The organism is Leclercia sp. (genome assembly GCF_036780805.1).
In the GTDB taxonomy this organism is placed as follows: domain Bacteria; phylum Pseudomonadota; class Gammaproteobacteria; order Enterobacterales; family Enterobacteriaceae; genus Enterobacter.
Genome location: NZ_DAIQCE010000010.1, coordinates 50,772 through 73,258, shown reverse-complemented (window position 1 = coordinate 73,258; position 22,487 = coordinate 50,772). Strand labels below are relative to the sequence as shown.

Annotated in this window: 20 protein-coding genes; 8 read left to right on the top strand and 12 right to left on the bottom strand. The window is 50.1% G+C overall.

Annotated features, from left to right (window positions below; genetic code table 11):
* The first annotated feature begins 25 nt into the window (after positions 1-25).
* On the top strand, positions 26-757 hold the full coding sequence (locus V7Q49_RS18825; RefSeq protein ID WP_077228014.1) for a peptidoglycan DD-metalloendopeptidase family protein: 732 nt from the start codon (positions 26-28) through the stop codon (positions 755-757).
* A 33-nt stretch (positions 758-790) separates the two neighbouring features.
* On the opposite strand, the gene V7Q49_RS18820 is transcribed toward V7Q49_RS18825, so the two are convergent.
* From V7Q49_RS18820 to silC, 7 genes are all read right to left on the bottom strand, one after another.
* Positions 791-988, bottom strand: coding sequence for a DUF2933 domain-containing protein (locus tag V7Q49_RS18820; protein WP_000843497.1), 198 nt, complete (start codon positions 986-988; stop codon positions 791-793).
* A 40-nt stretch (positions 989-1,028) separates the two neighbouring features.
* The gene (gene silP / locus V7Q49_RS18815) at positions 1,029-3,500 is read right to left on the bottom strand and encodes an Ag(+)-translocating P-type ATPase SilP (protein WP_139565663.1); all 2,472 of its coding nucleotides are present in this window, start codon (positions 3,498-3,500) and stop codon (positions 1,029-1,031) included.
* A gap of 97 nt (positions 3,501-3,597) precedes the next feature.
* Complete coding sequence (locus V7Q49_RS18810; RefSeq protein ID WP_002436620.1) at positions 3,598-4,038, bottom strand: DUF411 domain-containing protein; 441 nt, start codon at positions 4,036-4,038, stop codon at positions 3,598-3,600.
* Between the two features lie 86 nt (positions 4,039-4,124).
* Positions 4,125-7,271, bottom strand: a complete 3,147-nt coding sequence (gene silA / locus V7Q49_RS18805; RefSeq protein ID WP_103793516.1) for a Cu(+)/Ag(+) efflux RND transporter permease subunit SilA — start codon at positions 7,269-7,271, stop codon at positions 4,125-4,127.
* A 10-nt stretch (positions 7,272-7,281) separates the two neighbouring features.
* On the bottom strand, positions 7,282-8,574 hold the full coding sequence (gene silB, locus V7Q49_RS18800) for a Cu(+)/Ag(+) efflux RND transporter periplasmic adaptor subunit SilB (RefSeq protein WP_042946269.1): 1,293 nt from the start codon (positions 8,572-8,574) through the stop codon (positions 7,282-7,284).
* A gap of 113 nt (positions 8,575-8,687) precedes the next feature.
* Positions 8,688-9,041: a cation efflux system protein CusF gene (gene cusF / locus V7Q49_RS18795; protein ID WP_001246153.1), complete on the bottom strand. Its 354-nt coding sequence runs from the start codon at positions 9,039-9,041 to the stop codon at positions 8,688-8,690.
* A gap of 28 nt (positions 9,042-9,069) precedes the next feature.
* Entirely contained in the window at positions 9,070-10,455 is a 1,386-nt protein-coding gene (gene silC, locus V7Q49_RS18790) for a Cu(+)/Ag(+) efflux RND transporter outer membrane channel SilC (protein ID WP_000475503.1), read from the bottom strand.
* A 189-nt stretch (positions 10,456-10,644) separates the two neighbouring features.
* Here silC and silR point away from each other — a divergent pair, with 189 nt between their 5' ends.
* The 4 genes from silR to copM all read left to right on the top strand — a co-directional run bounded on the left by silR (position 10,645) and on the right by copM (position 13,966).
* Positions 10,645-11,325, top strand: coding sequence for a copper/silver response regulator transcription factor SilR (gene silR / locus V7Q49_RS18785; RefSeq protein ID WP_000697968.1), 681 nt, complete (start codon positions 10,645-10,647; stop codon positions 11,323-11,325).
* Positions 11,318-12,793: a copper/silver sensor histidine kinase SilS gene (silS, locus tag V7Q49_RS18780; RefSeq protein WP_007374412.1), complete on the top strand. Its 1,476-nt coding sequence runs from the start codon at positions 11,318-11,320 to the stop codon at positions 12,791-12,793. The genes silR and silS overlap by 8 nt, the downstream gene beginning before the upstream one ends.
* Before the next feature lie 245 nt (positions 12,794-13,038).
* The gene (gene silE / locus V7Q49_RS18775; protein ID WP_007374411.1) at positions 13,039-13,470 is read left to right on the top strand and encodes a silver-binding protein SilE; all 432 of its coding nucleotides are present in this window, start codon (positions 13,039-13,041) and stop codon (positions 13,468-13,470) included.
* A 145-nt stretch (positions 13,471-13,615) separates the two neighbouring features.
* Positions 13,616-13,966, top strand: coding sequence for a CopM family metallochaperone (copM, locus tag V7Q49_RS18770; RefSeq protein WP_007871800.1), 351 nt, complete (start codon positions 13,616-13,618; stop codon positions 13,964-13,966).
* Positions 13,967-14,373: 407 nt separating this feature from the next.
* On the opposite strand, the gene V7Q49_RS18765 is transcribed toward copM, so the two are convergent.
* Together V7Q49_RS18765 and hmpA are read right to left on the bottom strand one after the other, a co-directional pair.
* A complete protein-coding gene (locus V7Q49_RS18765) occupies positions 14,374-15,282 on the bottom strand; it encodes an HNH endonuclease (protein ID WP_007374408.1) in 909 nt (302 codons plus the stop codon).
* Positions 15,283-15,993: 711 nt separating this feature from the next.
* Positions 15,994-17,259 (bottom strand): NO-inducible flavohemoprotein, encoded by a 1,266-nt coding sequence (hmpA, locus tag V7Q49_RS18760; protein ID WP_262660951.1) that lies wholly within the window; start codon positions 17,257-17,259, stop codon positions 15,994-15,996.
* A gap of 236 nt (positions 17,260-17,495) precedes the next feature.
* Here hmpA and V7Q49_RS18755 point away from each other — a divergent pair, with 236 nt between their 5' ends.
* Positions 17,496-17,771: a sigma-S stabilization anti-adapter protein IraP gene (locus tag V7Q49_RS18755; protein ID WP_077227709.1), complete on the top strand. Its 276-nt coding sequence runs from the start codon at positions 17,496-17,498 to the stop codon at positions 17,769-17,771.
* 964 nt (positions 17,772-18,735) lie between these two features.
* On the opposite strand, the gene V7Q49_RS18750 is transcribed toward V7Q49_RS18755, so the two are convergent.
* A complete protein-coding gene (locus V7Q49_RS18750; RefSeq protein ID WP_032611705.1) occupies positions 18,736-19,137 on the bottom strand; it encodes an H-NS family histone-like protein in 402 nt (133 codons plus the stop codon).
* 397 nt (positions 19,138-19,534) lie between these two features.
* Entirely contained in the window at positions 19,535-19,789 is a 255-nt protein-coding gene (locus V7Q49_RS18745) for a hypothetical protein (protein WP_032611744.1), read from the bottom strand.
* Between the two features lie 359 nt (positions 19,790-20,148).
* Between V7Q49_RS18745 and V7Q49_RS18740 the strand changes: the two genes are divergently transcribed.
* Positions 20,149-20,580: a hypothetical protein gene (locus V7Q49_RS18740; protein ID WP_204231759.1), complete on the top strand. Its 432-nt coding sequence runs from the start codon at positions 20,149-20,151 to the stop codon at positions 20,578-20,580.
* 350 nt (positions 20,581-20,930) lie between these two features.
* The gene (locus V7Q49_RS18735) at positions 20,931-21,119 is read left to right on the top strand and encodes a hypothetical protein (RefSeq protein ID WP_032611703.1); all 189 of its coding nucleotides are present in this window, start codon (positions 20,931-20,933) and stop codon (positions 21,117-21,119) included.
* A gap of 745 nt (positions 21,120-21,864) precedes the next feature.
* On the opposite strand, the gene V7Q49_RS18730 is transcribed toward V7Q49_RS18735, so the two are convergent.
* The gene (locus tag V7Q49_RS18730) at positions 21,865-22,068 is read right to left on the bottom strand and encodes a hypothetical protein (RefSeq protein WP_032611702.1); all 204 of its coding nucleotides are present in this window, start codon (positions 22,066-22,068) and stop codon (positions 21,865-21,867) included.
* Positions 22,069-22,487: the final 419 nt, after the last annotated feature.

Below are 22,487 nucleotides of genomic sequence, written 5' to 3'. Positions count from 1 at the left end.
TACACTAAATCAGTAAGTTGGCAGCATTACCGATGTCGTAAAAGAAAATGCCTACCTTTCAGCCACCCGCTCGGGGCTGGAATCGAACGAGATCGCTACTCTTCAGCGCTCCTTGCCTTCCCGGTTTAATCTGCGGCATTTGAAAAAAAATGAATCATTAAAACTCGTACTGCAAAAGAAAGCGGGAAAATCACGTGTCGTGGCCTATAAATTTACGTCCGGTTCATTTAATTACACGGCGTATCGTATATCAGATAAAAAGTTCTATAACCTTTCCGATACTTCCGGGAAAGGCAGTCTCGATTATCCGTTACCGGCCACAGCAAGACTCAGTTCGCCTTTCAATCCTGCAAGACTTAACCCGGTATCGGGAAAAGTGAGTCCCCATAATGGCATTGATTATTCCATGCCCATGAACACGAAAATAGTCAGCGTCATCGACGGAAAAATCACCCGGGCCGAATACAACAGTACCATGGGATATTTTGTTGAAGTAACGGGAAAAGCCGGTGTTAAAACTCGCTATCTCCACCTCAATAAAATACTCGTTACTAAAGGGGCCAGGGTTACCCGGGGAGACGCTATTGCGTTATCCGGTAACAGCGGACGTTCATCCGGTCCTCATCTGCATTACGAGCTGGTCATCAATAACAATCCTGTTAACTCACTGGCGTTCCGGGCAGCGGCACCCGCTGATAACAAACTTGAACAGCATGCCTTTGCGCATGCCAGAGACTACGAACGATACCTGGACTGATAACGGGGCCGCGACGCGGCCCCGTCTGCCGGATTAATTTTTTTTATCGTTTTCACTTCCTTGATGTTGATGATCTCCATGCCCTCCGTGGCCGTGGAAAAGATGCATTAGCGGGCAGACCAGCAATAACAGATATGGCCAGTAACCTGCCACATGTGACCAGTGTTCGCGCAGGAGGGCAAATGCCGCGATCGCGGCGACAGCAATAAGCGCATAGGTGGTACTTTTCATACTGGACTCCTTCTGTTCGTAACAGCCCCTTCACTCAGTGTTATTTCCCGAGCCTGACACTTTTCAGACGCAACGCATTCACAATGACGCTGACGGAGGAAAGAGCCATGGCCGCCGCCGCAATAACTGGCGACAGCAGTATTCCATACACAGGATAAAGCAGACCTGCAGCCACAGGCACGCCAAGTGCGTTGTAGATAAATGCAAAAAACAGATTCTGTCGGATATTTTTCATGGTGATTTCTGACAGATGACGGGCCCTGTTCAGTATCATCAAGTCGCCTTTGAGAAGGGTGACTCCGGCACTTTCAATTGCCACATCTGTACCCGTTCCCATGGCTATACCCACGTCAGCCGCTGCCAGCGCCGGGGCATCATTCACACCGTCTCCGGCCATCGCAACCACATGGCCAGACGCTTTCAGTCGGGTTATCACTGCTTTTTTGCCATCCGGCAGAATCCCGGCTTCAACCTCATCTATTCCCAGTTTCCGTGCGACTGCTTCAGCGGTAAGCTGGTTATCCCCGGTGAGCATAACGATGCGGATCCCCGCCTGACGCAAAGCTTTAAGCGCATCCGGCGTGGTTGCTTTCACGGGATCCGAGATAGCTATCAGGCCTGCAAGGTGCCCGTCTGTGGCCACATAGATAACGGTAGCGCCTTCCATCCGCAACGTATCCGCAACGGCCTTTTGATTATCAATAACGATACTGTTTTCCTGCATAGCCAGTTCATTACCAATAACAACCCGTTGACCTTCGACATCGCCTGAGACACCTTTACCCGACGGCGCATTGAAATGAGTGACTGCGGGTATTGCGATCCCCTTTTCCTGTGCTGCTTTAACTACTGCCATACCCAGCGGATGCTGCGAGCCTTTTTCCACTGCGGCCGTTACACGCAAAAGAGATGTTTCCCCACCCGGATTGAGACTGATAATCCCTGTCACCGTCGGCGAACCTTCCGTGAGCGTGCCTGTTTTGTCGACAACCAGCGTGTCCACTTTTTCAAGACGCTCAAGGGCTTCGGCATTCTTGATTAACACCCCGGCCTGGGCGCCTTTGCCCACCCCCACCATTATCGACATCGGCGTGGCCAGCCCCAGCGCGCAGGGACAGGCAATAATCAGGACCGACACAGCCGCAATGAGACCGTGCGCCATCCTGGGCTCGGGCCCCCAGACAGACCAGATCATGAAAGCAACAACCGCGATAAGTATCACCAGAGGAACAAACCAGCCTGAAACGCTGTCAGCCATTCTCTGGATGGGGGCCCGCGAACGCTGTGCATCAGCGACCATCTGAACAATTCGTGAGAGCATCGTTTCATCACCGACTTTCTCTGCACGGATGATAAGACTACCTGTCTGATTAATGGTCCCCCCGATGACAGGGTCACCCTCCGTTTTGGTAACAGGCATAGATTCCCCGGTCACCATCGATTCATCAACGGTTGTTTTGCCTTCGACCACGATACCGTCGACCGGAATACTCTCTCCAGGTCTGATGCGGAGCTTATCGCCAGGCAGGACATCTTCCGCATTAATATCCGTTTCATGACCGTCATGATCCAGCCGTCTGGCGGTTTTGGGGGCAAGGTTCAGAAGCGCAGTAATGGCGCCTGAGGTTTGTTCCCGTGCCCGCAGCTCAAGAACCTGTCCCAGCAGAACAAGCACCGTAATAACTGCTGCGGCTTCAAAATAAACGGCCACCAGGCCATCCATGTTTCTGAACGATGCAGGAAACCAGGAGGGGAAGACGGTTGCAATGACGCTGTAAACCCAGGCTACGCCGGTCCCCATTGCAACAAGGGTAAACATATTCAGGGAGCGGTTACGTAACGACATTACGGCCCGGGCGAAGAATGGCCAGCCACACCACAACACGACAGGGGAGGCCAGAAGCAGCTGCAGCCATGTGTTGTACTGTGGCGGTACTGTATTCCTCAAGTCGGGAAACAGATGAGATCCCATTTCGAGTACCAGAACCGGAAACGCCAGCAACAACCCCAGCCAGAAGCGTCTTGTCATGTCGCGAAGTTCATCACTCGTCCCCGTGGATGCCGTAGCTACGAGCGGCTCCAGTGCCATTCCACAGACAGGACAGCTTCCGGGACCACTACGGCGTATCTCCGGATGCATCGGACATGTCCACACACCTTCAGAAATCTCTTTCTCCGCCTGGCGGTGAGACTGTTTTATCTTATCAGGGCTGACTTCATGGTGGTCGTGGTGATGGTGATGTTCACTGGCATCTTCGGTAAAATAATGATCGGGATGGGCTTTAAATTTGCTCTCACAGCTGGCGGAGCAGAAATAAAGCTGATGGTCCTGGTATCGAATGCTGCTGTGCGCCTTGTCAGGCAGGATGACCATCCCGCACACGGGATCTCTCACCTTATGCAATGCGTGACTCTCGTCCGGGGATGATGTCTGCTCAGAAGCAGTCTGGTTGTTATGTTCCACTGCATTGTCATTTTTCACAGTAACTCTCCTTATGCATATCTGAAGCATTTTCTGTCTTCAGGATATGTCATGGATGCGATTACCACGAATGCCGCCGGCATAAGAGTGCCTGCTGCCGGCGTCCCGTTATCAGCCGTTCCGCTGACTATTCGATTCGCTGGAAGACTTTTTTACTGCCCTCCGGTGAGAATGCGATAACATCGTAAGCCTCTTTTCGGGCCCCCATCTCCATTCCCGGACTTCCTGCTGGCATACCGGGGGTGGCGAGACCGTATATACCCGAACCAGACTGCATGGCCTTATGTATCGTTGCCGCAGGCACATGGCCTTCAATGATCAAATTACCTACAACCGCGGTATGACAACTTCGTAGTCCAGCAGGAACAGCATGCTTTTCTTTCAGGGCTGACAGCGCCTGATCATTCATGACGTGAGTTCGCACTTCGAACCCGTCTTTTTCCATCGCTTTGCCCCACAGGGAACAACAGCCACAGTTTTCAGATTTGTACATATCAATGACTTTTTCACTCGCCATTGCAGGCAGTGACAGGCCGAGAGCCAGGGCCATTAGAACCACTTTTTTCATACTCACCTCTGTATATTATCGATATAAACCCTGACGTCAGGGTGAATCAGTGCAGAAGGACGCCCACTGGGGGCGCCCTTTCAGGGTTATGACACGCTTTTTTTATGTCTGCGCAGCCAGATTAATTTGTAGGCGGCAGGAATAATGAACAGGGACAGCAGCGGAGCCGTGATCATCCCACCAATCATTGGCGCAGCAATACGGCTCATGACTTCTGAACCTGCGCCGGTTCCCCAGAGTATTGGCAGCAGACCCGCAATGATCACCGCCACGGTCATGGCTTTCGGCCGGACACGCAGTACGGCACCATGATAGAGGGCTTCATCAAGACCTTCCGGTGTGAACGTCTCTTTACGGGACAATTCCGGGTGCGCTTCAATGGCATGACGCAGATACATCAGCATGACCACGCCAAACTCTGCTGCCACCCCGGCCAGGGCGATAAACCCGGTTCCGGTCGCCACTGACATATGGAAGCCCTGCCAGTACAGGAACCATATTCCGCCAACCAGGGCGAACGGCAGGCTCATCAGGATCAGCAGGGCTTCGTCAACCCGGCGGAATGCCAGATACAACAGGATGAAAATGATCATCACCGTCATCGGCACCATCAGCTTCAGTTTCTTGTTGGCATGCTCAAGCAGTTCAAACTGTCCGGAGAATGCCACACTGGTTCCCGGTCTCAGTTTCACTTTCTCGCTGATGGCCGTCTTAATGTCGTTAACCACCGACACCATGTCCCTGCCGCGGGCATCAACATAAATCCAGCTGGCTGGCCGGGCATTTTCGGTTTTCAGCATGGTTGGTCCAGAAACGACTTTAATATCGGCAACATCGCCCAGTGTGATCTGCTGCTTCATCGGGGTCAGGATCGGCATCTGTTTCAGCGCCTGCGGACTGTTGCGGTAATCCTGTGGGTAACGAATGTTAATAGGGTACCGGGCCACGCCTTCCACCGTTTCCCCTACCGTCGCACCGCCGATGGCTGATGAGACGAACAGCTGGACATCACCTACTGTCATCCCGTACCGGGAAGCTTTTTCCCGGTTAATGTCCACATCAATGTAACGTCCACCTTCCAGTCGCTCAGCCAGGACAGACACCACACCCGGTACCGTTTTGGTTACCGCCTCGATACTCTGCGCCGTCGCGTCGATATCGGACAGAACAGTCCCGGACACTTTGATACCTATCGGGCTTTTGATCCCGGTTGAGAGCATATCAATACGGTTACGGATAGGCGGCACCCAGAGGTTTGCCAGACCCGGTAAACGGACTGTCCTGTCGAGTTCATCAATAATCTTGTCAATTGTCATGCCGGGACGCCACTGATCCTCAGGTTTGAGCTGGATCGTGGTTTCCACCATTTCGAGCGGCGCGGAATCCGTTGCGGTCTCTGCTTTACCGGTCTTGCCAAATACAGAAGCCACTTCAGGAACGCTTTTGATTAACTTGTCTGTTGTCTGCAGGAGCGCTGCAGCTTCTGCCGGAGAGACGCCAGGCAAGGTCGACGGCATATACAGCAGATCGCCCTCGTTAATCTTCGGCAGAAATTCACCGCCCACCTGACTCAGTGGCCAGATAACCGTGAAAATGGACAAGGCCGCAACCAGCAGGGTTGTTTTTGGCCAGTGGAGGACCCGCAGCAGCAAAGGATGATACGCTTTGATCAGCACCCGGTTCAGGGGGTTACTTGTCTCGGCAGGAATTTTCCCCCGGATCCAGAATCCCATCAGAATAGGAATGACGATGATGGCCAGTGCGGCCGCTCCCGCCATGGAGTACGTTTTCGTGAATGCCAGCGGGCCAAACAGACGACCTTCCTGCCCTTCCAGGGTAAAGATAGGAATAAAGGACAGGGTGATGATCAGCAGGCTAATGAACAACGCGGGTCCCACTTCCACGGAGGCGTCGGTAATCACCTTCCAGCGGGTGGCGTTGTCAATCTGCTCACCCGGATGCTGATGATCCCACTCCTCAAGCCGTTTGTGCGCATTTTCAATCATCACAATGGCGGCATCCACCATCGCACCGACGGCAATCGCTATCCCTCCCAGCGACATGATATTGGCGTTCAGTCCCTGGAAGTGCATGACGATAAAGGCGATACACAGGCCAAGCGGCAGAGAGATAATCGCCACCAGGGCAGAACGTACGTGCCACAGGAACAGAGCACAGACGATGGCCACCACGATAAACTCTTCCAGAAGTTTGGAACTGAGGTTATCAATCGCCCGGTCGATTAACTGGCTGCGATCGTAGGTGGTCACGATTTCAACGCCTTCCGGCAGGCTGGCCTTCAGCGTCTCCAGTTTATCCCTCACTGCCGTGATAACGTCGCGCGCATTTTTACCCGACCGCAGGATCACCACGCCGCCAGCGACTTCTCCCTGGCCGTTCAGCTCGGCAATACCACGCCTCATTTCGGGCCCGGTCTGCACGCGGGCAACATCCCGCAGATAAACCGGCACGCCGTTCTCACCTGTTTTCAGGACGATGTTATTAAAATCATCAATGCTCTGAAGATAACCGCTGGCACGGACCATATACTCCGCTTCGGCCATTTCAACGGATGAGCCACCGGCCTCCTGGTTAGACGATTCAAGTGCCTGTTTCACTTCGGGCAGGCTGATACCGTACTGGGACAGTTTTACCGGATTGACCTGAATCTGGTACTGTTTCACCACGCCGCCAACCGAAGCGACCTCAGCCACGTTCGGGATGGTTTTCAGCTCAAATTTCAGGAACCAGTCCTGCAGAGAGCGCAGTTCTGAAAGGTCGTGTTTTCCGTTGCGATCGACAAGGGCATATTCAAATATCCAGCCCACTCCCGTGGCGTCCGGGCCGATTTCAGAGCTCACACCCGCAGGCAGTTTGCCCTGAACCTGATTCAGGTATTCCAGCACGCGCGAACGGGCCCAGTACAGATCGGTGCCGTCTTCAAAAATGACATACACATACGAATCACCGAACTGTGAAAAGCCACGCACGGTTTTTGCGCCAGGTACGGACAGCATGGTGGTGGTAAGCGGATAGGTGACCTGGTTTTCTACAATCTGCGGGGCCTGTCCGGGATAGCTGGTTTTAATAATGACCTGCACATCTGACAGGTCAGGCAGCGCATCGACCGGCGTGTTAATTATCGTCCATGTGCCCCAGATGCTGAGAAACAGTGCGCCCATCATGACCAGGAAACGGTTGGCGACAGAGCGCCGGATAATCCATTCAATCATCGTCGTCTCCTCAGTGCCCTGAATGCATATTTACAGGCTGCTCAGACATTGCTGGCATACTGTTTTCTGTTTTTTCAGGGTGGCGCATACGTTCCAGCGCGCCCGTAATATTGGCTTCGGAGTCAATGAGGAACAGGCCACTGACCACCACGGTATCGCCTTCATTCAGGCCGGAGCCAATGCCGGACTGTTGCTGTGATTCATGCAGAACGTGGATCTGTTTCGGCACAAACTTGCCTTCATCATCAACAGTAATCACGCGCTGTTCTTTGCCGGTATCGATAACGGCCTGGCTTGGTATCAGCAGCATCTCCTGGCTCCTGGTATTCAGTTTCAGATAGGCATTCATGCCCGGCTTGAGAAACTCATCCTTATTAGAAACCTGGAGACGGACCTGAAGCGTACGGGTTGTCTGATCCACGCTGGGAAGAATGTTCCATTTTTCGACATGGAATGTTTTATCCGGATAAGCCGGTACCGAAATTTCAAACTGCGACGTATCTTTCAGCAGATATGCGATAGATTCTGGCACTGCAGCGCTGATCCAGACCGGGTCCATCCCCTGAATCTGAGCCACTACTTTATCTTTCGAAATATTCATTCCGGTGCGCAGGTCAAACGCAGTAATGACACCATCAATAGGTGCTTTAATGGTAAAACGGGTCTGGATTGTGCGGGTTGAACGCAGCCTTTGAATATCCTCTTCCGGCATACCAGCCAGACGAAGTCGCTCCAGAACCCCTTTTATCTGGGTTGACGTACCGCCTGTACCGGATAACAGCAGGAACTCACTTTGTGCCTCAACCCATTCAGGAATGGTGATATCGATAAGCGGAGTGCCTTTCTTCACATGATCGCCAATCGTCAGGGGATACACTTTTTCGACGAAACCGTCAGAGCGCGCCTGCACAATGACAAACTGATACTCGTTGTAACTGACATTAGCCGGGATTGTCTGAGAATAATTCAGCATTCCTCGCGTGACTTTTTGCGTTTTTAATCCCAGATTCTGAACCTGCGTTGGATCGATACGGATCCCGCCACTGCTTTTATCGCCGCTTTCATCAGCATATTTTGGCACCAGGTCCATATCCATAAAGGGAGATTTTCCGGGTTTATCAAATTTGGTATCCGGTTTCATCGGGTCATACCAGAAAAGTACCTTTCGCTCCGGTGCCTTTTGTTCGGTTTGTACTGTTTTTTGTGATGAGTTTACATACTGCCAGGCAGTAACCGATATCAGCCCTCCTGCTATGAGGCTGCTGATAATTATTGCAGCATATTTTATCTTTAAAGAAGCCATACAATTTCTCGCTGAAAAATCAAAACACCTGGCATATGCGCCCGATCATTCATTCACAGTAATCCCTTAATGAATGTTCAGGCGCACTGGATGTATTCGCTCCGGACTGATAATCAGGATTGCGTAACGTTAATGCTTTTGAGTAAGGAGATATTGCCCTGCTGAATAAACGAGAAATCGACATGGTTGCCGGTTTTCAGGGCATTGATAGCGTCGTCTGCATTAACAAAAGTGAAGCGCATGGTCATTGCAGGCCAGCCCACAGCAGGGATTGCTTCGTGCGAAATGGTAATCTTTTTACTATTCATATCAATGTCTTTAACGACACCGGTGCCCTTGATAACCTGCTGTACCGAAGCATCACTGGCAGCATTCATATCGCCATGCTGATGTGTTTCAGCATGAAGACCGGCAGAAAACATGACAGAGAAGGCACCAAATAAAACGGCTTTAAGTGAATTACGCATTTTTAATTTCCTGATTAATTAAATAAATTTACTCTACCCAACCGCCACCCAGCGCGGTAAACAGATTAATTTCGTTAACCTGTCGGGAATAGGTAAGATCGAGAATGGTTTGCTGCGTAGCGAAGAGGGAACGTTCTGCATCCAGCACTTCGATGTAACTGACAGCACCACTTGCATATAATCCTCTGGCACGCTGGAGAGTTATCTGAAGTGAATCAAGATAACGCTGCTGTGACTCAAGTTGCTGGCTAAGGCTGTCGCGCAGCGCAAGCGTGTCGGAAACATCCTTAAAGGCTGACTGAATTTTTTGTTCGTAATTAACCACCGATTGTTGCTGGCGAATTTCAGCCAGCTTCAGATTGGCTTTATTCCTGCCAGCATTAAAAATAGGAATTTCAATTTTAGGGATAAAATTCCACATTCCACTTCCTGACGTAAACAGGCTGGACAGCTCCGTACTGCTTGCGGAAAGACCACTGGTCAGGGTAATGGAGGGGAAAAAGGCCGCTCGCGCTGCGCCAATATTGGCATCAGCCGCTTTCAGCTGATATTCCGCTTCCATAATATCCGGTCGCTGCAGCAAAATTTGTGAAGATAGATTTGGTGGCAATTTTACTGGTGCGATCTCCCCGCCTTTCATCCCTTTTTCTGACGGAAGTGCGCGGTACGTTCCCAGCACCAGTTGCAGGGCATTGTTTGCCTGAGCCAGATCGCCTTCTCGTTTGGCTATTTCGGCGCGGGTACTTTCGATTTGTCCTCTCGCCTGTTCAAGTGCCAGAACGTTCGTACTCCCGGTCACGAGCTGTTGCTCAACGAAAGCATAGGACTGTTCATAATTTTTCAGCGTTTCCCGCGCAATACGGAGTTGTTCGTACGCCAGTTGCTGGCTGAAATAGCTCTGTGAAACGTTGGAGACCAGCAGGATGTGTACGGCCCGACGGGCTTCTTCGCTGGCAAAGTAGTTCTGGCGGTCAGCATCACTCATGTTCTTAAGTTTGCCGAAAAAATCGAGCTCATAGCTGAGCTCCAGTCTCGCGTCGTACTCCTGTGTGGTCGGCTTGTCACCTTTCAGACCACCGCTGTATGTTATCCCGGATGAGGCATTCAGCTGGGGATAACGATCTGCATCCGTGACGTTGAACTGGGCTCGGGCCTCTTCAACCTTCAGGGCAGCCATTCTCAAATCACGGTTATTAGTCAGAGCTTCACCGATCAACCGGGTAACCTGGGGATCGACAAAAAAGTTACGCCAGCCCGTATCCTGATAGCCATTTACCGCTGGCGTCAGGCTGTTATGGGACAGTGAAAACTGCTGGGGTACCGGTGCTGCGGGCCGCTGATATTCAGGCGCAAGCGACACGCAGCCTGCCAGGATGAATATCGTGCTAATGCTGAGTAATTTTAATTTGAACATAACGCTTCTCGTCCAGGCAGACCTGGTAAATGGTTCAAATGAAGTCCAGAGTATTGATAGGGGTACTTTACCTAACGCTCTCTGTTTGCCGAGTGACAGGATAATGACAATGTTGTCATTTTTGCTGTAATCCGTTGATAACGATCGTGGGCGCAATAGAATGACATTAGCAGCCAGCCGGGGAGCAAGATGAAAATATTGATCGTCGAAGACGAAATTAAAACAGGTGAATATCTCAGCAAAGGGCTTACAGAGGCAGGGTTCGTAGTGGATCACGCTGATAATGGTCTTACCGGATATCATCTCGCCATGACAGCCGAGTATGATTTAGTCATTCTGGATATCATGCTACCTGATGTGAACGGCTGGGATATCATCCGCATGCTGCGCACTGCCGGAAAGGGTATGCCGGTCTTACTGCTGACAGCCCTCGGCACGATCGAACATAGGGTCAAAGGACTGGAACTGGGTGCGGACGATTATCTGGTTAAACCCTTTGCGTTTGCCGAACTGCTCGCCCGGGTGAGAACCCTTCTGAGGCGGGGAAACACGATGATCACGGAAAGCCAGTTTAAGGTGGCTGACCTCTCGATTGATCTCGTATCCAGAAAAGTCAGTCGCGCCGGAAACCGCATTGTGCTCACCAGTAAAGAGTTCAGCCTGCTGGAATTTTTCATTCGCCATCAGGGAGAGGTTCTTCCCCGCTCCCTGATTGCCTCTCAGGTCTGGGACATGAATTTTGACAGCGACACTAATGCGATCGATGTCGCAGTAAAGCGACTCCGCGCTAAAATAGACAACGATTACGAGACAAAGCTGATCCAGACAGTCCGGGGCGTGGGCTACATGCTGGAGGTCCCGGATGCATAGCAAACCTTCCAGACGCCCTTTCTCACTCGCTCTGCGGCTGACCTTTTTTATCAGCCTGTCCACGATACTGGCTTTTATCGCCTTCACCTGGTTTATGCTGCATTCTGTTGAAAATCATTTTGCCGAGCAGGATGTCAGCGATCTTCAACAAATCAGCACCACACTGAACCGTATACTGCAGTCCCCGGTGGATCCGGATGATAAAAAAATAAGCAAAATAAAGGAATCAATTGCCAGCTACCGCAACGTTGCCCTTTTGCTCCTCAATCCCAGGGGTGAAGTGCTCTTTAGCTCAGCTCAGGGGGCGGCACTACGCCCGGCAGTGAATTCAGCAGATTTTAGCGAGCACAGCCGCGCACGGGATGTCTTTCTCTGGACGGTGGAGGATCCTGCGGGACCGATGGATACCGGGTCCGAAATGAAGATGGAAACATACAGGATTATCGCCTCCTCTGGTCAGGCGATATTTCAGGGCAAACAGCAGAACTATGTCATGCTGACTGGCCTATCCATTAATTTCCATCTCCATTACCTCGATGCGCTGAAAAAGAACCTGATTGCGATTGCCGTCGTGATAAGCCTGTTGATTGTTCTGATCATTCGAATCGCTGTCCGTCAGGGGCACCTGCCCCTTCGTAATGTCAGCAATGCCATTAAAAACATCACCTCCGAGAATCTTGATGCGCGACTGGAACCGACACGCGTTCCCATTGAGCTGGAGCAACTGGTTATCTCGTTCAATCATATGATTGGAAAGATTGAGGATGTCTTTACCCGCCAGGCCAATTTCTCTGCCGATATCGCGCATGAGATCAGAACGCCCATCACCAATCTGGTGACGCAGACTGAAATCGCACTGAGTCAGGATCGAACCCAGAGGGAACTTGAGGATGTCCTCTATTCCAGTCTTGAAGAGTATAACCGGATGACCAAAATGGTCAGCGATATGCTGTTCCTGGCACAGGCAGATAATAATCAGCTGATACCTGACAGGGTCATGTTTGACCTCAGAGCGGAAGTCATGAAAGTCTTCGAGTTTTTCGAAGCCTGGGCCGAAGAACGCAATATCACGCTCAAATTTAACGGGATGCCCTGCCTGGTTGAGGGAGATCCACAAATGTTCAGAAGGGCGATCAATAATCTGTTATCCAATGCCCTGCGTTATACCCCGGAGGGACAGGCAATCACCGTCTCAATAAGAGAGCAGGAGAGCTTTTTTGACCTTGTGATTGAAAATCCGGGGAAACCAATCCCTGAAGAGCATTTATCAAGGCTGTTTGACCGTTTTTATCGGGTAGATCCGTCCAGACAACGAAAAGGAGAAGGCAGCGGCATCGGCCTTGCGATTGTGAAGTCCATCGTGGAAGCACATCACGGAAGAGTGCAGGTGGAATCGGACGTACGTTCAACTCGTTTTATCCTATCCGTGCCCAGACTGGAGAAAATGATTCCGGAAACCCAGTACTGAGAATAAAGATTTAAATGACAAAGATGTCATTAGCCTGTCATGCAGCAAACAGAAGCCATTCGATATAATTAGTGCAACTTATCAGGAAGGCGTTATTACTTCATCCATACACGGCATCAGCACAAGCCAGGAGTTGTATTAAAGCCTCATCCCGGCGGAATAAGGTCTGTAGAGTTGTCAGTTGTACTACTGAGGACACAGATCGAAATTCACGGACATCACTAATTCAGAAATGGAGAGTTACCATGAAAAATATCGTCTTAGCATCAGTGTTAGGTTTGAGCTTAATTTCTACGGCCTGGGCCACTGAAACTGTAAATATCCATGAGCGTGTCAATAATGCTCAGGCTCCGGCCCATCAGATGCAGTCTTCTTCAACTCCAGCCGCCATCCAGGGGGCAGCTCCACGGATGGCCGGTATGGATCAGCATGAACAGGCTATTATTGTTCATGAAACCATGAACAATGGTTCAGCAGATGCACATAAAAAAATGGCGGAAAGTCATCAGAAGATGATGGGAACTGGCACCGTTAACGCTTCCCGTCCGGCGACTTCGTTTGCGGCGATGAATGAACATGAAAGAGCAGCTGTTGCCCATGAATTTACGAATAACGGTCAGTCCGGCCCCCATCAGGCTATGGCTGATGCACACCGCCGCATGATCAATGCGGGCTGATGACAACTGAAGTTTCCGTGCGGTTACCCTTTCCTTGATAGATTGTCCCTTATACGGATATGTTGTTATTTTTTGCCCCCTTCAGGGGGCTTTTTTGTCTGACTCAGCTAAACTTATCCGGTAACCATCTGAAAGGGTTTATTATATGAAAATCACAAATTCGCTTTTTGTTATACTGATGTTATCCCTGCCAGCGATTTCCGCAGAACATTCAGAAATGAAAATGTCAGATATATCCTCATCGGCATCGTCACAGGAATATATGTCCGGCATGAAAGGTATGCATGACAAAATGATGGCCGCTGTAAAAGAGTCCGATCCCGACAAGGCTTTTGCGAAAGGCATGGTAGCACACCATGAAGGGGCAATAGCAATGGCTGAGACCGAGCTAAAATACGGAAAAGATCCGGAAATGAGAAAGCTCGCGCAGGACATCATTAAAGCTCAAAAAGGTGAAATTGAGCAGATGAATAAATGGCTTGGTAATCAAAAATAATGATTGCGGAAATAATATATTGCGCGTACAGTCAGAGTGTTCCCGGGCACGGGAACCTGTTAATCGTTAATTAATCAAAACCCGATTCATTTCGGGTTTTTCCTTTTACCCCCCCCAACGCATGCACTGCACCGAGTGAAATTCACCTGAGCCAATTCTGCTTGCTTATTATTTCGATGGGAATTGCTGATTTTAATTAAGCCTATGTTTTAAAGGTGTTTCTCATGCCTGGGTTTGGCAGGGGTTCGTCCTGTTCTCTGGTCATGCGCAATGGCAATTCGCAGTCAGGGCTCAAGACTACTTTTACCTCTTTTTTAACAGAAAGTTTCTGGACCCGATACTTGCCGGAAACATCATCTGCTGTTCATCCCGACCAATAAAACGAAGGTATCACTCTCGTTTGAATCTCACTTACTTTCCATTTTGTAATAAAGAATCAAGTTTTCCAGTGATATATCAATACCAACTTTTTTTAATAACCTTTTTCGCGCAGTGTATATTTCTTTCAGCATATCTTCATAACCCTGACCAAGGTGAATTTGTTTATGGCAATTGCAACACAGAGATATGATATTTTCTTCAACATCAAGAGATGTGTCAAAAGCATCTTGCCTGGACATAGGTACAATGTGATGAGGTTCTGTGTAATTTAAGGATGAATTTCGCCTTCTGAATGTTGGGTGGTCACTATCGACTTCACATCTGTAACCTGCTTTATTCAGCGCATTTTGGGATACGCCTTTACTCCTGGGATACGAGAGGCCATTTTTTACTTCTATTGCATTTTTCTTTGGTTTGGCTTCCCCTGTATATTCAAACGTCTGAACGTTGTCAAAGATATTACTTTTCTCTATGGCATTGATCAACTCATCGTCAGAGTAATACTCACTGCTGGCCATTTCTGTTGTACCAAAAAAATCCAGTTCGTTAATTGCCTGAACAAGTTCCTCACGAATTGTCCATAAGTTTCTTTTGGGTTTTCCGCCGATTTCTTTACTCTTCATTACGGTAATGAATTTTGTACCGGATGCGATATTTCCGACACCTTTAACCTCGAATCTACCAAGTTCTTTTTGAACTCTGCCACCCAGTCCGTTTATGACTCCATTAGCACTCATGCTGTGCAGGTCGTACTTCTTACCAATATCGAAGCATGTGCAGGAATGATTTGGCTCAATAAACCATTTTTTTAACGCTGCAATACTTTTTGTGTCAAAAACTTTATCATTTGTTAATAAAGTTTTCCATTCTTCCACACTGATATCAATGTCACAGACATACTCTCCATCAATCACTTCGCATATTTTTTTAATCACATTCATTCCCCTGTTATACAGATAGTCATAATGAAAATATAAAGCTCGCTAACCGGTATGGTTGCGTAAGGACCGTAGTCTCTCAGAGACCGTGCTTTCTTTTTTTTCAGGCCTGGACACTAAAGGGTCTGTTGCACCCCGAAAAAATTTGTTGCGGGGATTGCTCATTGAGATGAGCCTCTGCTCGATCATACCAGATCAGCAGGCTGCCCCCAATGCTATGGCTTCTTAGTTTGGCCATTATCCGGCCTTCCTCACGACCAATAAAATAGAGACATTACCCGTGACGCTGCCACCGTCTCAGCCCGGAACGATCAGTGAGCGCTTCTGATGACCTTCGGTTTTTTTAACGAAGCGGGTGGGATACGGTTTGTTGCTGAAATCTTAATAATAACCAACAACTGATGCTAATTTCGCACTTTTAACATATATGAATATAAATGTTATGAATAATTGCATTTACAGGAAATATCATGCGTTTTGTCATCCGGGATCCGAAAAAAGGCAGAGTCGGATCTCTGCCTGCAGCAGGTGCAGACACAACGGACTTATGTTTTGTTGCAGAAGGTTTCAAAATGCCGGAAGGGGGGAACAGGACATGGTAAGCGGCGGCCTCGCCGTGGGAAGCAAGCCCTGTAAAACGTGCTGGCAGACATTCCTGCCGGTTACAAAGGGGGCCGAAGGCCCCCCGCAATCTGTTTCATCCCGGGCTCAGATACCCACCCCTCCCGTACCAAAGGCTTCACTGTGGATGCGCTCTTTCGCAATGCCCAGCGCCAGCAGGGAACGGTACTGTTCATGCATAAACGGAACCGGGCCGCACAGGTAATAGTCGGCGTCTTCGGGCAGGTATTCCGCCGGCACAGCGCTGAGATCGAGCCGGCCCAGCACATGGTAATCTTCCCCGCGCACCTCAGTTTCCTTTACCTGTTCATAGGCAATAAAAATATGCAAGTTGCTGTTCTGCTCAGCGAGGGCACCCAGCTCCTCGCGCAGGGCATGGACGTCGGAACTGCGGGCCGCATGGAGGAAAAATATTTGCTTCCTGTCCTGAGACTGTGCCGCGTGGTCCGCTTTCAGGGAAGTATTCGGATCGGCTATTTCTGCCAGAAGATGATGGGTCATGGACATCATGGGCGTCAGGCCGACGCCCGCACTGATAAGCACATTGTCCACTTCGGGATTTAATAAAAAGAAGTTGCCCGCCGGGGCGCTCAGTTCCACCGTGTCGCCTTCACTGACGGCATTATGGAGCGTTGATGAGACGTAACCCGGGTCCTGCCCTTCCTTACGCGGATCTTCGCGTTTCACGGAAATACGCAGGTAGTCAGCCCCGGGCCTGGCGGATAAGCTGTACTGTCGCGGCTGCTTCAGGCCCAGTTCAGGAACCAGGACGCGCAGCGTCACGTACTGTCCCGGCCGGTAATCAGGCAGGGCCTGTCCGTCTTCGGGCTTCAGATAAAAAGACGTGATCTCCTCGCTTTCCTTTACTTTCCTGCTGACGGTGAAGGTGCGCCAGCCCAGCCAGCTGCCGGGCGTGTTACGGCGTTCATCGTAAAGTCTTTTCTCGGCCCCGATAAATATTTCGGCCAGATCCTGATACGCGGCACCCCAGGCGCTGATTAGCGGGCTCTCCATCGGGACGGAAAGCACTTCGCTGATGGAATAAAGTAAATTCTCACCGACGATACTGTAATCCGGGGCCTTAATATTCAGGCTCACGTGTTTGTGGCAAATCAGCTCAATGACCGGCGCCAGCACCCCGGGGTCGTCAATATTTTCTGCATAGGCAAGCACCGCGCCTGCCAGAGCTTTCGCCTGGGCGCCACTGCGCTGATGCCCCATGTTAAAAACTTCCTGTAAATCAGGGTTATTACGTAACATCCTTTTATAGAAGTAATCCGTTAACGCAACGCCATTTTCCTTGAGCACCGGGACGGTATCTTTAACCAGTTGCTTCTGCTCTTGAGTTAACATACGTCTCTCCTTGGAATTAGTTTCAGTAAACAGTCATGGTCCTGATAAGCATAAACCATCCTGAGGGTGTGACCCGGCGCATGGATCCCGTGCCGTCGCTGTATTCAGTCTGACGGGTTATGCGAGCGGACGCATATTTTTTTACAGGTCTGCCGGTCAGGGTAAGTGGTCAGACCCACCCTGAATAAAAACATGCTATACATTTGCTTCATGTTGTCTTGCACAGGGAATTAAATATGAGGGCATTACTGGCGGAGCTGGTTAATACTATTGCGGAGCAGCATGAGTCTGAAAAAGAACTTATTATTCAGGCTGAAGCGCTGAATATCGTTGTTACTGCCATCCTCATGCGGCTGGATGATAACGTTCGTGCGCAACTGAAGAATGAAATTAATGAGGCTTTTGCTGTTCAGCACAGCGGTGTTTCGTCACACGCAGCTGAAACGCGCATGCTGCAGGGTGCTGTGGAAGAACTGTTTGTTTTTCAGACGGGCCGTCATCAGAAAAAATAAACATACAGCCGGAAATTAACGGCAGGAAGGCTCAGGCGGACAATGCGTTTGTCCGGTATTGCTGCCAGCCCCTTACCGCGGCGAAGGCGAGTTCATCTGAAATCACTGGCTTCCTGAAGCACGGCATGTTCCGGTAAGCGGTCTATAGCCGGGTCCGTCAGCCCTGCCGGGTCAGGTTTTCATGAAGCAGGCCCGGACGCCCGGGATCCCTTCTCTGCCTCTCCATGGCATGGCAGAGCAGACAGCCAGGAGCGGCATACAACCCTTCCCGCTTTCGCTTGTTTTTCCGGACACAGGCGTCATTTTTACAGGTCGCACACAGCGTTAACTGTGCGCGGGCATCCAGAATCAGAACGCCCGGTTTAGCATGCCTGATAACCGGAATTTAAGCGCCTTGTCTGCCTGCTGTGAAATAATTTAACACTGAAAGTACCGGTATTATTTTGAGATATTTCTTAATCAGAAGAATATAACGCATTTTCAGTCATGTACTGACAACATGAAAAAATGGGGCTGGAATATCCCTGACTTAAATTACTATAATCTCCTTCTAATAATATGGTTCAGATTTTGGCCAGTGCCACTCAGATGTCGGGTACTGGCACTTTTTGGATCCCTGTTATTTCCGCCCCTTCATTATAGAATTTATTTCCCTGACATTACTGCCCGGGCCTCCGGTAAATCAGCATTACAGACTTAGCAGAAACAGGCATATCTGAATGACATATCAGTTTGATTAGAGAAGAAAATTAAGAAGCCGGGGCGCGGGGATTCACCTGTAATTTCGGGAAAAGCAAAAACCATGCAAGGAGTCTCAGGAACATTATTGCAGGTCTTTTATCATTATCTCTAACCGCCCACTGATGTTAACCGGTATATATCCCTGATATACAGCAGGATGGACGGAGATGCCTGTCGGATTTTTTCCGACACTGAGACAGGCAAATAACTGATTCAGGCCTGGTCAGACAAGAAAATCATCCAGTGACTTGCCTGCAGCCAGCTGCTCCGCAATGACCTTTGGCATTCGTCCCTGTCCCGTCCAGGTTCTGGTTTTGCCGTTTTCATTTTGATATCGATATCTGGCCATACGGGGAGTCCGTACTTTTACAGACTTATTATCGCTTTCTGGGCTGGCTACCTGTTCTGCCGGATCGATGCCTTTTTCAGGTAGCAGCAGGCGTAGCTTCTCCAGTCTCTCATTACGCTCATCCTGCACTTTTTGCCGGGCTGACTCCTTTTCCCGGCGTTCCCTCACAACGAGCCTGAATTTTTTCAGCGCCATCTCCAGAAATTCCAGGGGCATTTCGCGGGCTGCTGCCCGTAAGTCGTGGATGCTGTTTAATAATTTCAGTTCATCTTCCATTTTTTATCCTGAAGGGAGGGTTAGGATTTACGGAAACTTCGCCCGGTATAAGTATATATGCCCCCGGAGTTTAGTTATGGGTATCTTCTCCTGTTCTCTGACAGGAGCTTCACATAAAGAACGTTCAGAAAGCCGTATCTATGAAATTTGCGCCTCGGGCTTTAATTTCTTCATAAACCCTGGCAATTCTGCAGCCGGTCGCGGCGTTGCCGGACCGGGGGACTTTACTTCGGGTCCCGTCGGGGGCTGGCTTACTGTTTCTGTTACGGGCAACCCGGCAGGCTATCTCCAAAAAAGTAGCCTGGATTGTCGGCTTTAATGAACAGGACTCTTTCAGAGCTGCCACGTTGCATACGCTTATTATAAAAGGTTTACCCGGCCTTTCGCCGGGACCCGGTCAGCCTGTTTTCGCTAAATCCGGCCAGGCGATGAGACGCCTGTGCGCCCTGGCTATTTCATCGCGTGTGACCAGCCTGTCGGCAGCAACCAGTACGGCGCTGCCTTTACCGTCTAAAAATGTGCCGAAAATCACTTTTACGGGTAATTCCCGTGCCACATTGTCAGGGTACAAATAGCTTATACGCGTCCTGAATTCGCTTATCTCCAGACGACGAGGTGCATGATCCTCAATAAACAGCAGTATGGAGGGCATATTTTTCTCCTGCATTATCCGGGCTGAAAAGCATCAACTCCTTGCGATTCACAATAGTTACATTACTAAATAATATATATTATAAAGAAAATGCTTTGACAGGATAACGTACAGCCCTACAGGAAATCACTCCCTGAGTCACAAATTCTCACCTCAGGCTCCGCTTCAGTACAGGATATATAACGTTCCCTTCGCAAATACTCATAAATGCCGGCAGGTGTTTTTTATCTGAAATAAGCGGGAGCACATGCTTAATCTGCTATTTTCGGGACCGCCGGGGCTTTTTCAGGCGTACGTAGTACTGATTTTTCCCGCCGCATGGCGCATATATTAATTTTAACGGGCGCGACCGGAGCACTATGTCTGTGGATATGCAATCGCTTTATAAGCACGTCGCCTGGTGTGTCTGGCATGAGGGCTTACGCCTTTATGATAACGGCGTTCCGGGGCAACTGAAGGACCTCAGTTTTCTGCGGAGCAGTTGCCTTAAACTGCAGCAGCATCATGAAGCTGCGGGAGCGCTTATCTCTGCTGCATCCGATAGCGAACTGACAGCTGTCATGAGCCAGATAGAATCCCGTGTCGATCGTGAACATAACCTGGCCGGGCATATCCGGTGGTTGGCTTACCATGCGGCCCGGCACGCGGAACTGCAGAACCTTTTGGCAGAGGGAAAATATAATGAAATCCGGTCGCTTTATTACCGGCACCACAATCACAACAGCAACGCCAGATTCCTTTTATCCTGCGTCAGTAACGGTTATCTGGCGGATCTGATTAAAGGGTTATAACGGCAGTCATGCATTGCGGGCTGTCTCCTGCGCTGCCCGGACAGGACTACACCGGTAAATCCGGGAGGGCATGGCTTTACCTGACAGGGCTTCCGTACGTGCCGGGGAACTCCACTGGCTTCAGCGTATGCTTCATAAATACCGTCCGGGCGAACCGCCATAACGGAGTGACTTCAGCACCGGTTCATGGCCCGGCTGACAGTGGGCCCGTTGTTGCCGCTCCGCGTACGCCAAGCGCACTTCCGGGCGGTACAGCGCGGTGTGCTCTGGATCCCCGTTTTCATGCGCAAATACCCGTTAATATTAAGAGTGTGTTATATGGCTATCAGAATTCAGAGAAGGCATGACTTATGACAGAAGGTTTCTACTGGATACGGCATAACGGCAGGGTTCAGGTGGCTTACTACACCGATGGCGAAACGGAAGACCTGCAAACGGGGCGGATTGTCAGGGGGATATGGCAACTGACCCGGGGTTTCGATATCTGCGATGACGGCGAGGCTGAAGTATTACAGGGTCCGCTATCGCCGCCTCTTTGACTGACATGGGAACTGGCGTTTCGCTATGAACCCAACTAGATTTAACAAGGGTGGATCCCCCTGTGCGGCGGGGCAATCCGGTTGATGTAATGTAAATATGCTTGCGGCTCGTATAACCGGTAACGAGCCACAGGGAGGCACCCGGCAACTGTATCAGAACCTGGTAAGTGCTTTTTGAGCCTGTCCCTCCGGGCAGGCTTTTTTTTCTACCCGCTTCGAAACCAGTGCTATGCTTAAATTGTAACCAGGCCATAGCCCCCACTCGGTATCCTGATCGGGAAGTGACGCTGCCCGACACAGACGTCATATGGATGATGGCAGGGTAACATGCCTACCTAATTCGATTTCAAACTCATTGGGCCTGCTGAAAAGCAGGCCTATTTTTATTTCCGCGTCACGTCCGCAGAGCCGGTCAGGGATGGCCTGTGTGGTTGTTCCGGTGAGCCGATCATTCCTGAACGCCTGCTCACGTGCTATATGGGACGACACTGCCTAAGCGAGTCTTATGAGCGTTCTGTGCAGCTGCGCCAGCGGGCAACCAACACAGCCAGCTTCATCAGCGGATTTGATGCTGGAACCGTACAGGGCAGGTAACGCGGGCACCAGTAGCGACAGCCCTGCAGGCTGATAAAGAAACTGCCGAATGGCCTGCGCCAGCTGCGGCTCTACGCATAACGCTGGCAGGCCTGGTACAACGCATTCCTTTAAAGGGAATGCCGGGCAGCTGACACCACCCGGCCTGGGGTTACTCCTGCAACTCCTTATCTTTTAGCTGTTCAACGTAAAAGTCATAACGGTCAAGGAACCACAGTCGGCAGTCTTCATCCATGTTGCCGGTTATTGCATCCGTGCACAGATGTCGGCCGTGCAAATGCATCCGGGCAAAGCTACGGGCAAGAAAATCTAAATCCCGGGAAGACACGACACCCTTCTCACTTACTGACTGCATACATTCCTCCTCTGTTGGACAATCCAAAAAAGAAAAATATGTCTGTTATAAGTGTGGCTCAAAAAATTTTCCGCGCGATCATTCCACTCACAGAACCGGGTCTGAAATTGTCACAAGATAACTGCCCGGCTGGCAGGCTCGTAACAATCGTGGCAGGCGAACTGCATACAGGTTCATGAGTCTGTGAAAGTGGTGAAACAGACAATATTCAGAGGATAAATCTGCGGAGATGGGCTTGTTCCTGCTCATTCAGTTGAGCATATTCCTTAAGTTGTTTGAATAACGATTCTTTGCTGTTAGACGCAACGGAAGAAATATACTTCCCGCTCCTCCATTCATAAATGTAAACCAGATAAAAAGGAGAGGATGGGGAGTACTGATAACGAATAGAGAGGTGATTGCAGATTCTCTTTTTTTCC

Excerpts from the sequence above, each read along its gene's own strand:
- hmpA (WP_262660951.1), bottom strand. The coding sequence starts at position 17,259 with ATGTTAACTCAAGAGCAGAAGCAACTGGTTAAAGATACCGTCCCGGTG.
- V7Q49_RS18755 (WP_077227709.1), top strand. The coding sequence starts at position 17,496 with ATGAGGGCATTACTGGCGGAGCTGGTTAATACTATTGCGGAGCAGCAT.
- V7Q49_RS18820 (WP_000843497.1), bottom strand. The coding sequence starts at position 988 with ATGAAAAGTACCACCTATGCGCTTATTGCTGTCGCCGCGATCGCGGCA.
- V7Q49_RS18745 (WP_032611744.1), bottom strand. The coding sequence starts at position 19,789 with ATGCCCTCCATACTGCTGTTTATTGAGGATCATGCACCTCGTCGTCTG.
- V7Q49_RS18740 (WP_204231759.1), top strand. The coding sequence starts at position 20,149 with ATGTCTGTGGATATGCAATCGCTTTATAAGCACGTCGCCTGGTGTGTC.
- copM (WP_007871800.1), top strand. The coding sequence starts at position 13,616 with ATGAAAATCACAAATTCGCTTTTTGTTATACTGATGTTATCCCTGCCA.
- silR (WP_000697968.1), top strand. The coding sequence starts at position 10,645 with ATGAAAATATTGATCGTCGAAGACGAAATTAAAACAGGTGAATATCTC.
- silE (WP_007374411.1), top strand. The coding sequence starts at position 13,039 with ATGAAAAATATCGTCTTAGCATCAGTGTTAGGTTTGAGCTTAATTTCT.
- silP (WP_139565663.1), bottom strand. The coding sequence starts at position 3,500 with ATGCTTCAGATATGCATAAGGAGAGTTACTGTGAAAAATGACAATGCA.
- silA (WP_103793516.1), bottom strand. The coding sequence starts at position 7,271 with ATGATTGAATGGATTATCCGGCGCTCTGTCGCCAACCGTTTCCTGGTC.
- silC (WP_000475503.1), bottom strand. The coding sequence starts at position 10,455 with ATGTTCAAATTAAAATTACTCAGCATTAGCACGATATTCATCCTGGCA.
- cusF (WP_001246153.1), bottom strand. The coding sequence starts at position 9,041 with ATGCGTAATTCACTTAAAGCCGTTTTATTTGGTGCCTTCTCTGTCATG.
- V7Q49_RS18735 (WP_032611703.1), top strand. The coding sequence starts at position 20,931 with ATGACAGAAGGTTTCTACTGGATACGGCATAACGGCAGGGTTCAGGTG.
- V7Q49_RS18810 (WP_002436620.1), bottom strand. The coding sequence starts at position 4,038 with ATGAAAAAAGTGGTTCTAATGGCCCTGGCTCTCGGCCTGTCACTGCCT.
- silS (WP_007374412.1), top strand. The coding sequence starts at position 11,318 with ATGCATAGCAAACCTTCCAGACGCCCTTTCTCACTCGCTCTGCGGCTG.
- V7Q49_RS18730 (WP_032611702.1), bottom strand. The coding sequence starts at position 22,068 with ATGCAGTCAGTAAGTGAGAAGGGTGTCGTGTCTTCCCGGGATTTAGAT.
- silB (WP_042946269.1), bottom strand. The coding sequence starts at position 8,574 with ATGGCTTCTTTAAAGATAAAATATGCTGCAATAATTATCAGCAGCCTC.
- V7Q49_RS18750 (WP_032611705.1), bottom strand. The coding sequence starts at position 19,137 with ATGGAAGATGAACTGAAATTATTAAACAGCATCCACGACTTACGGGCA.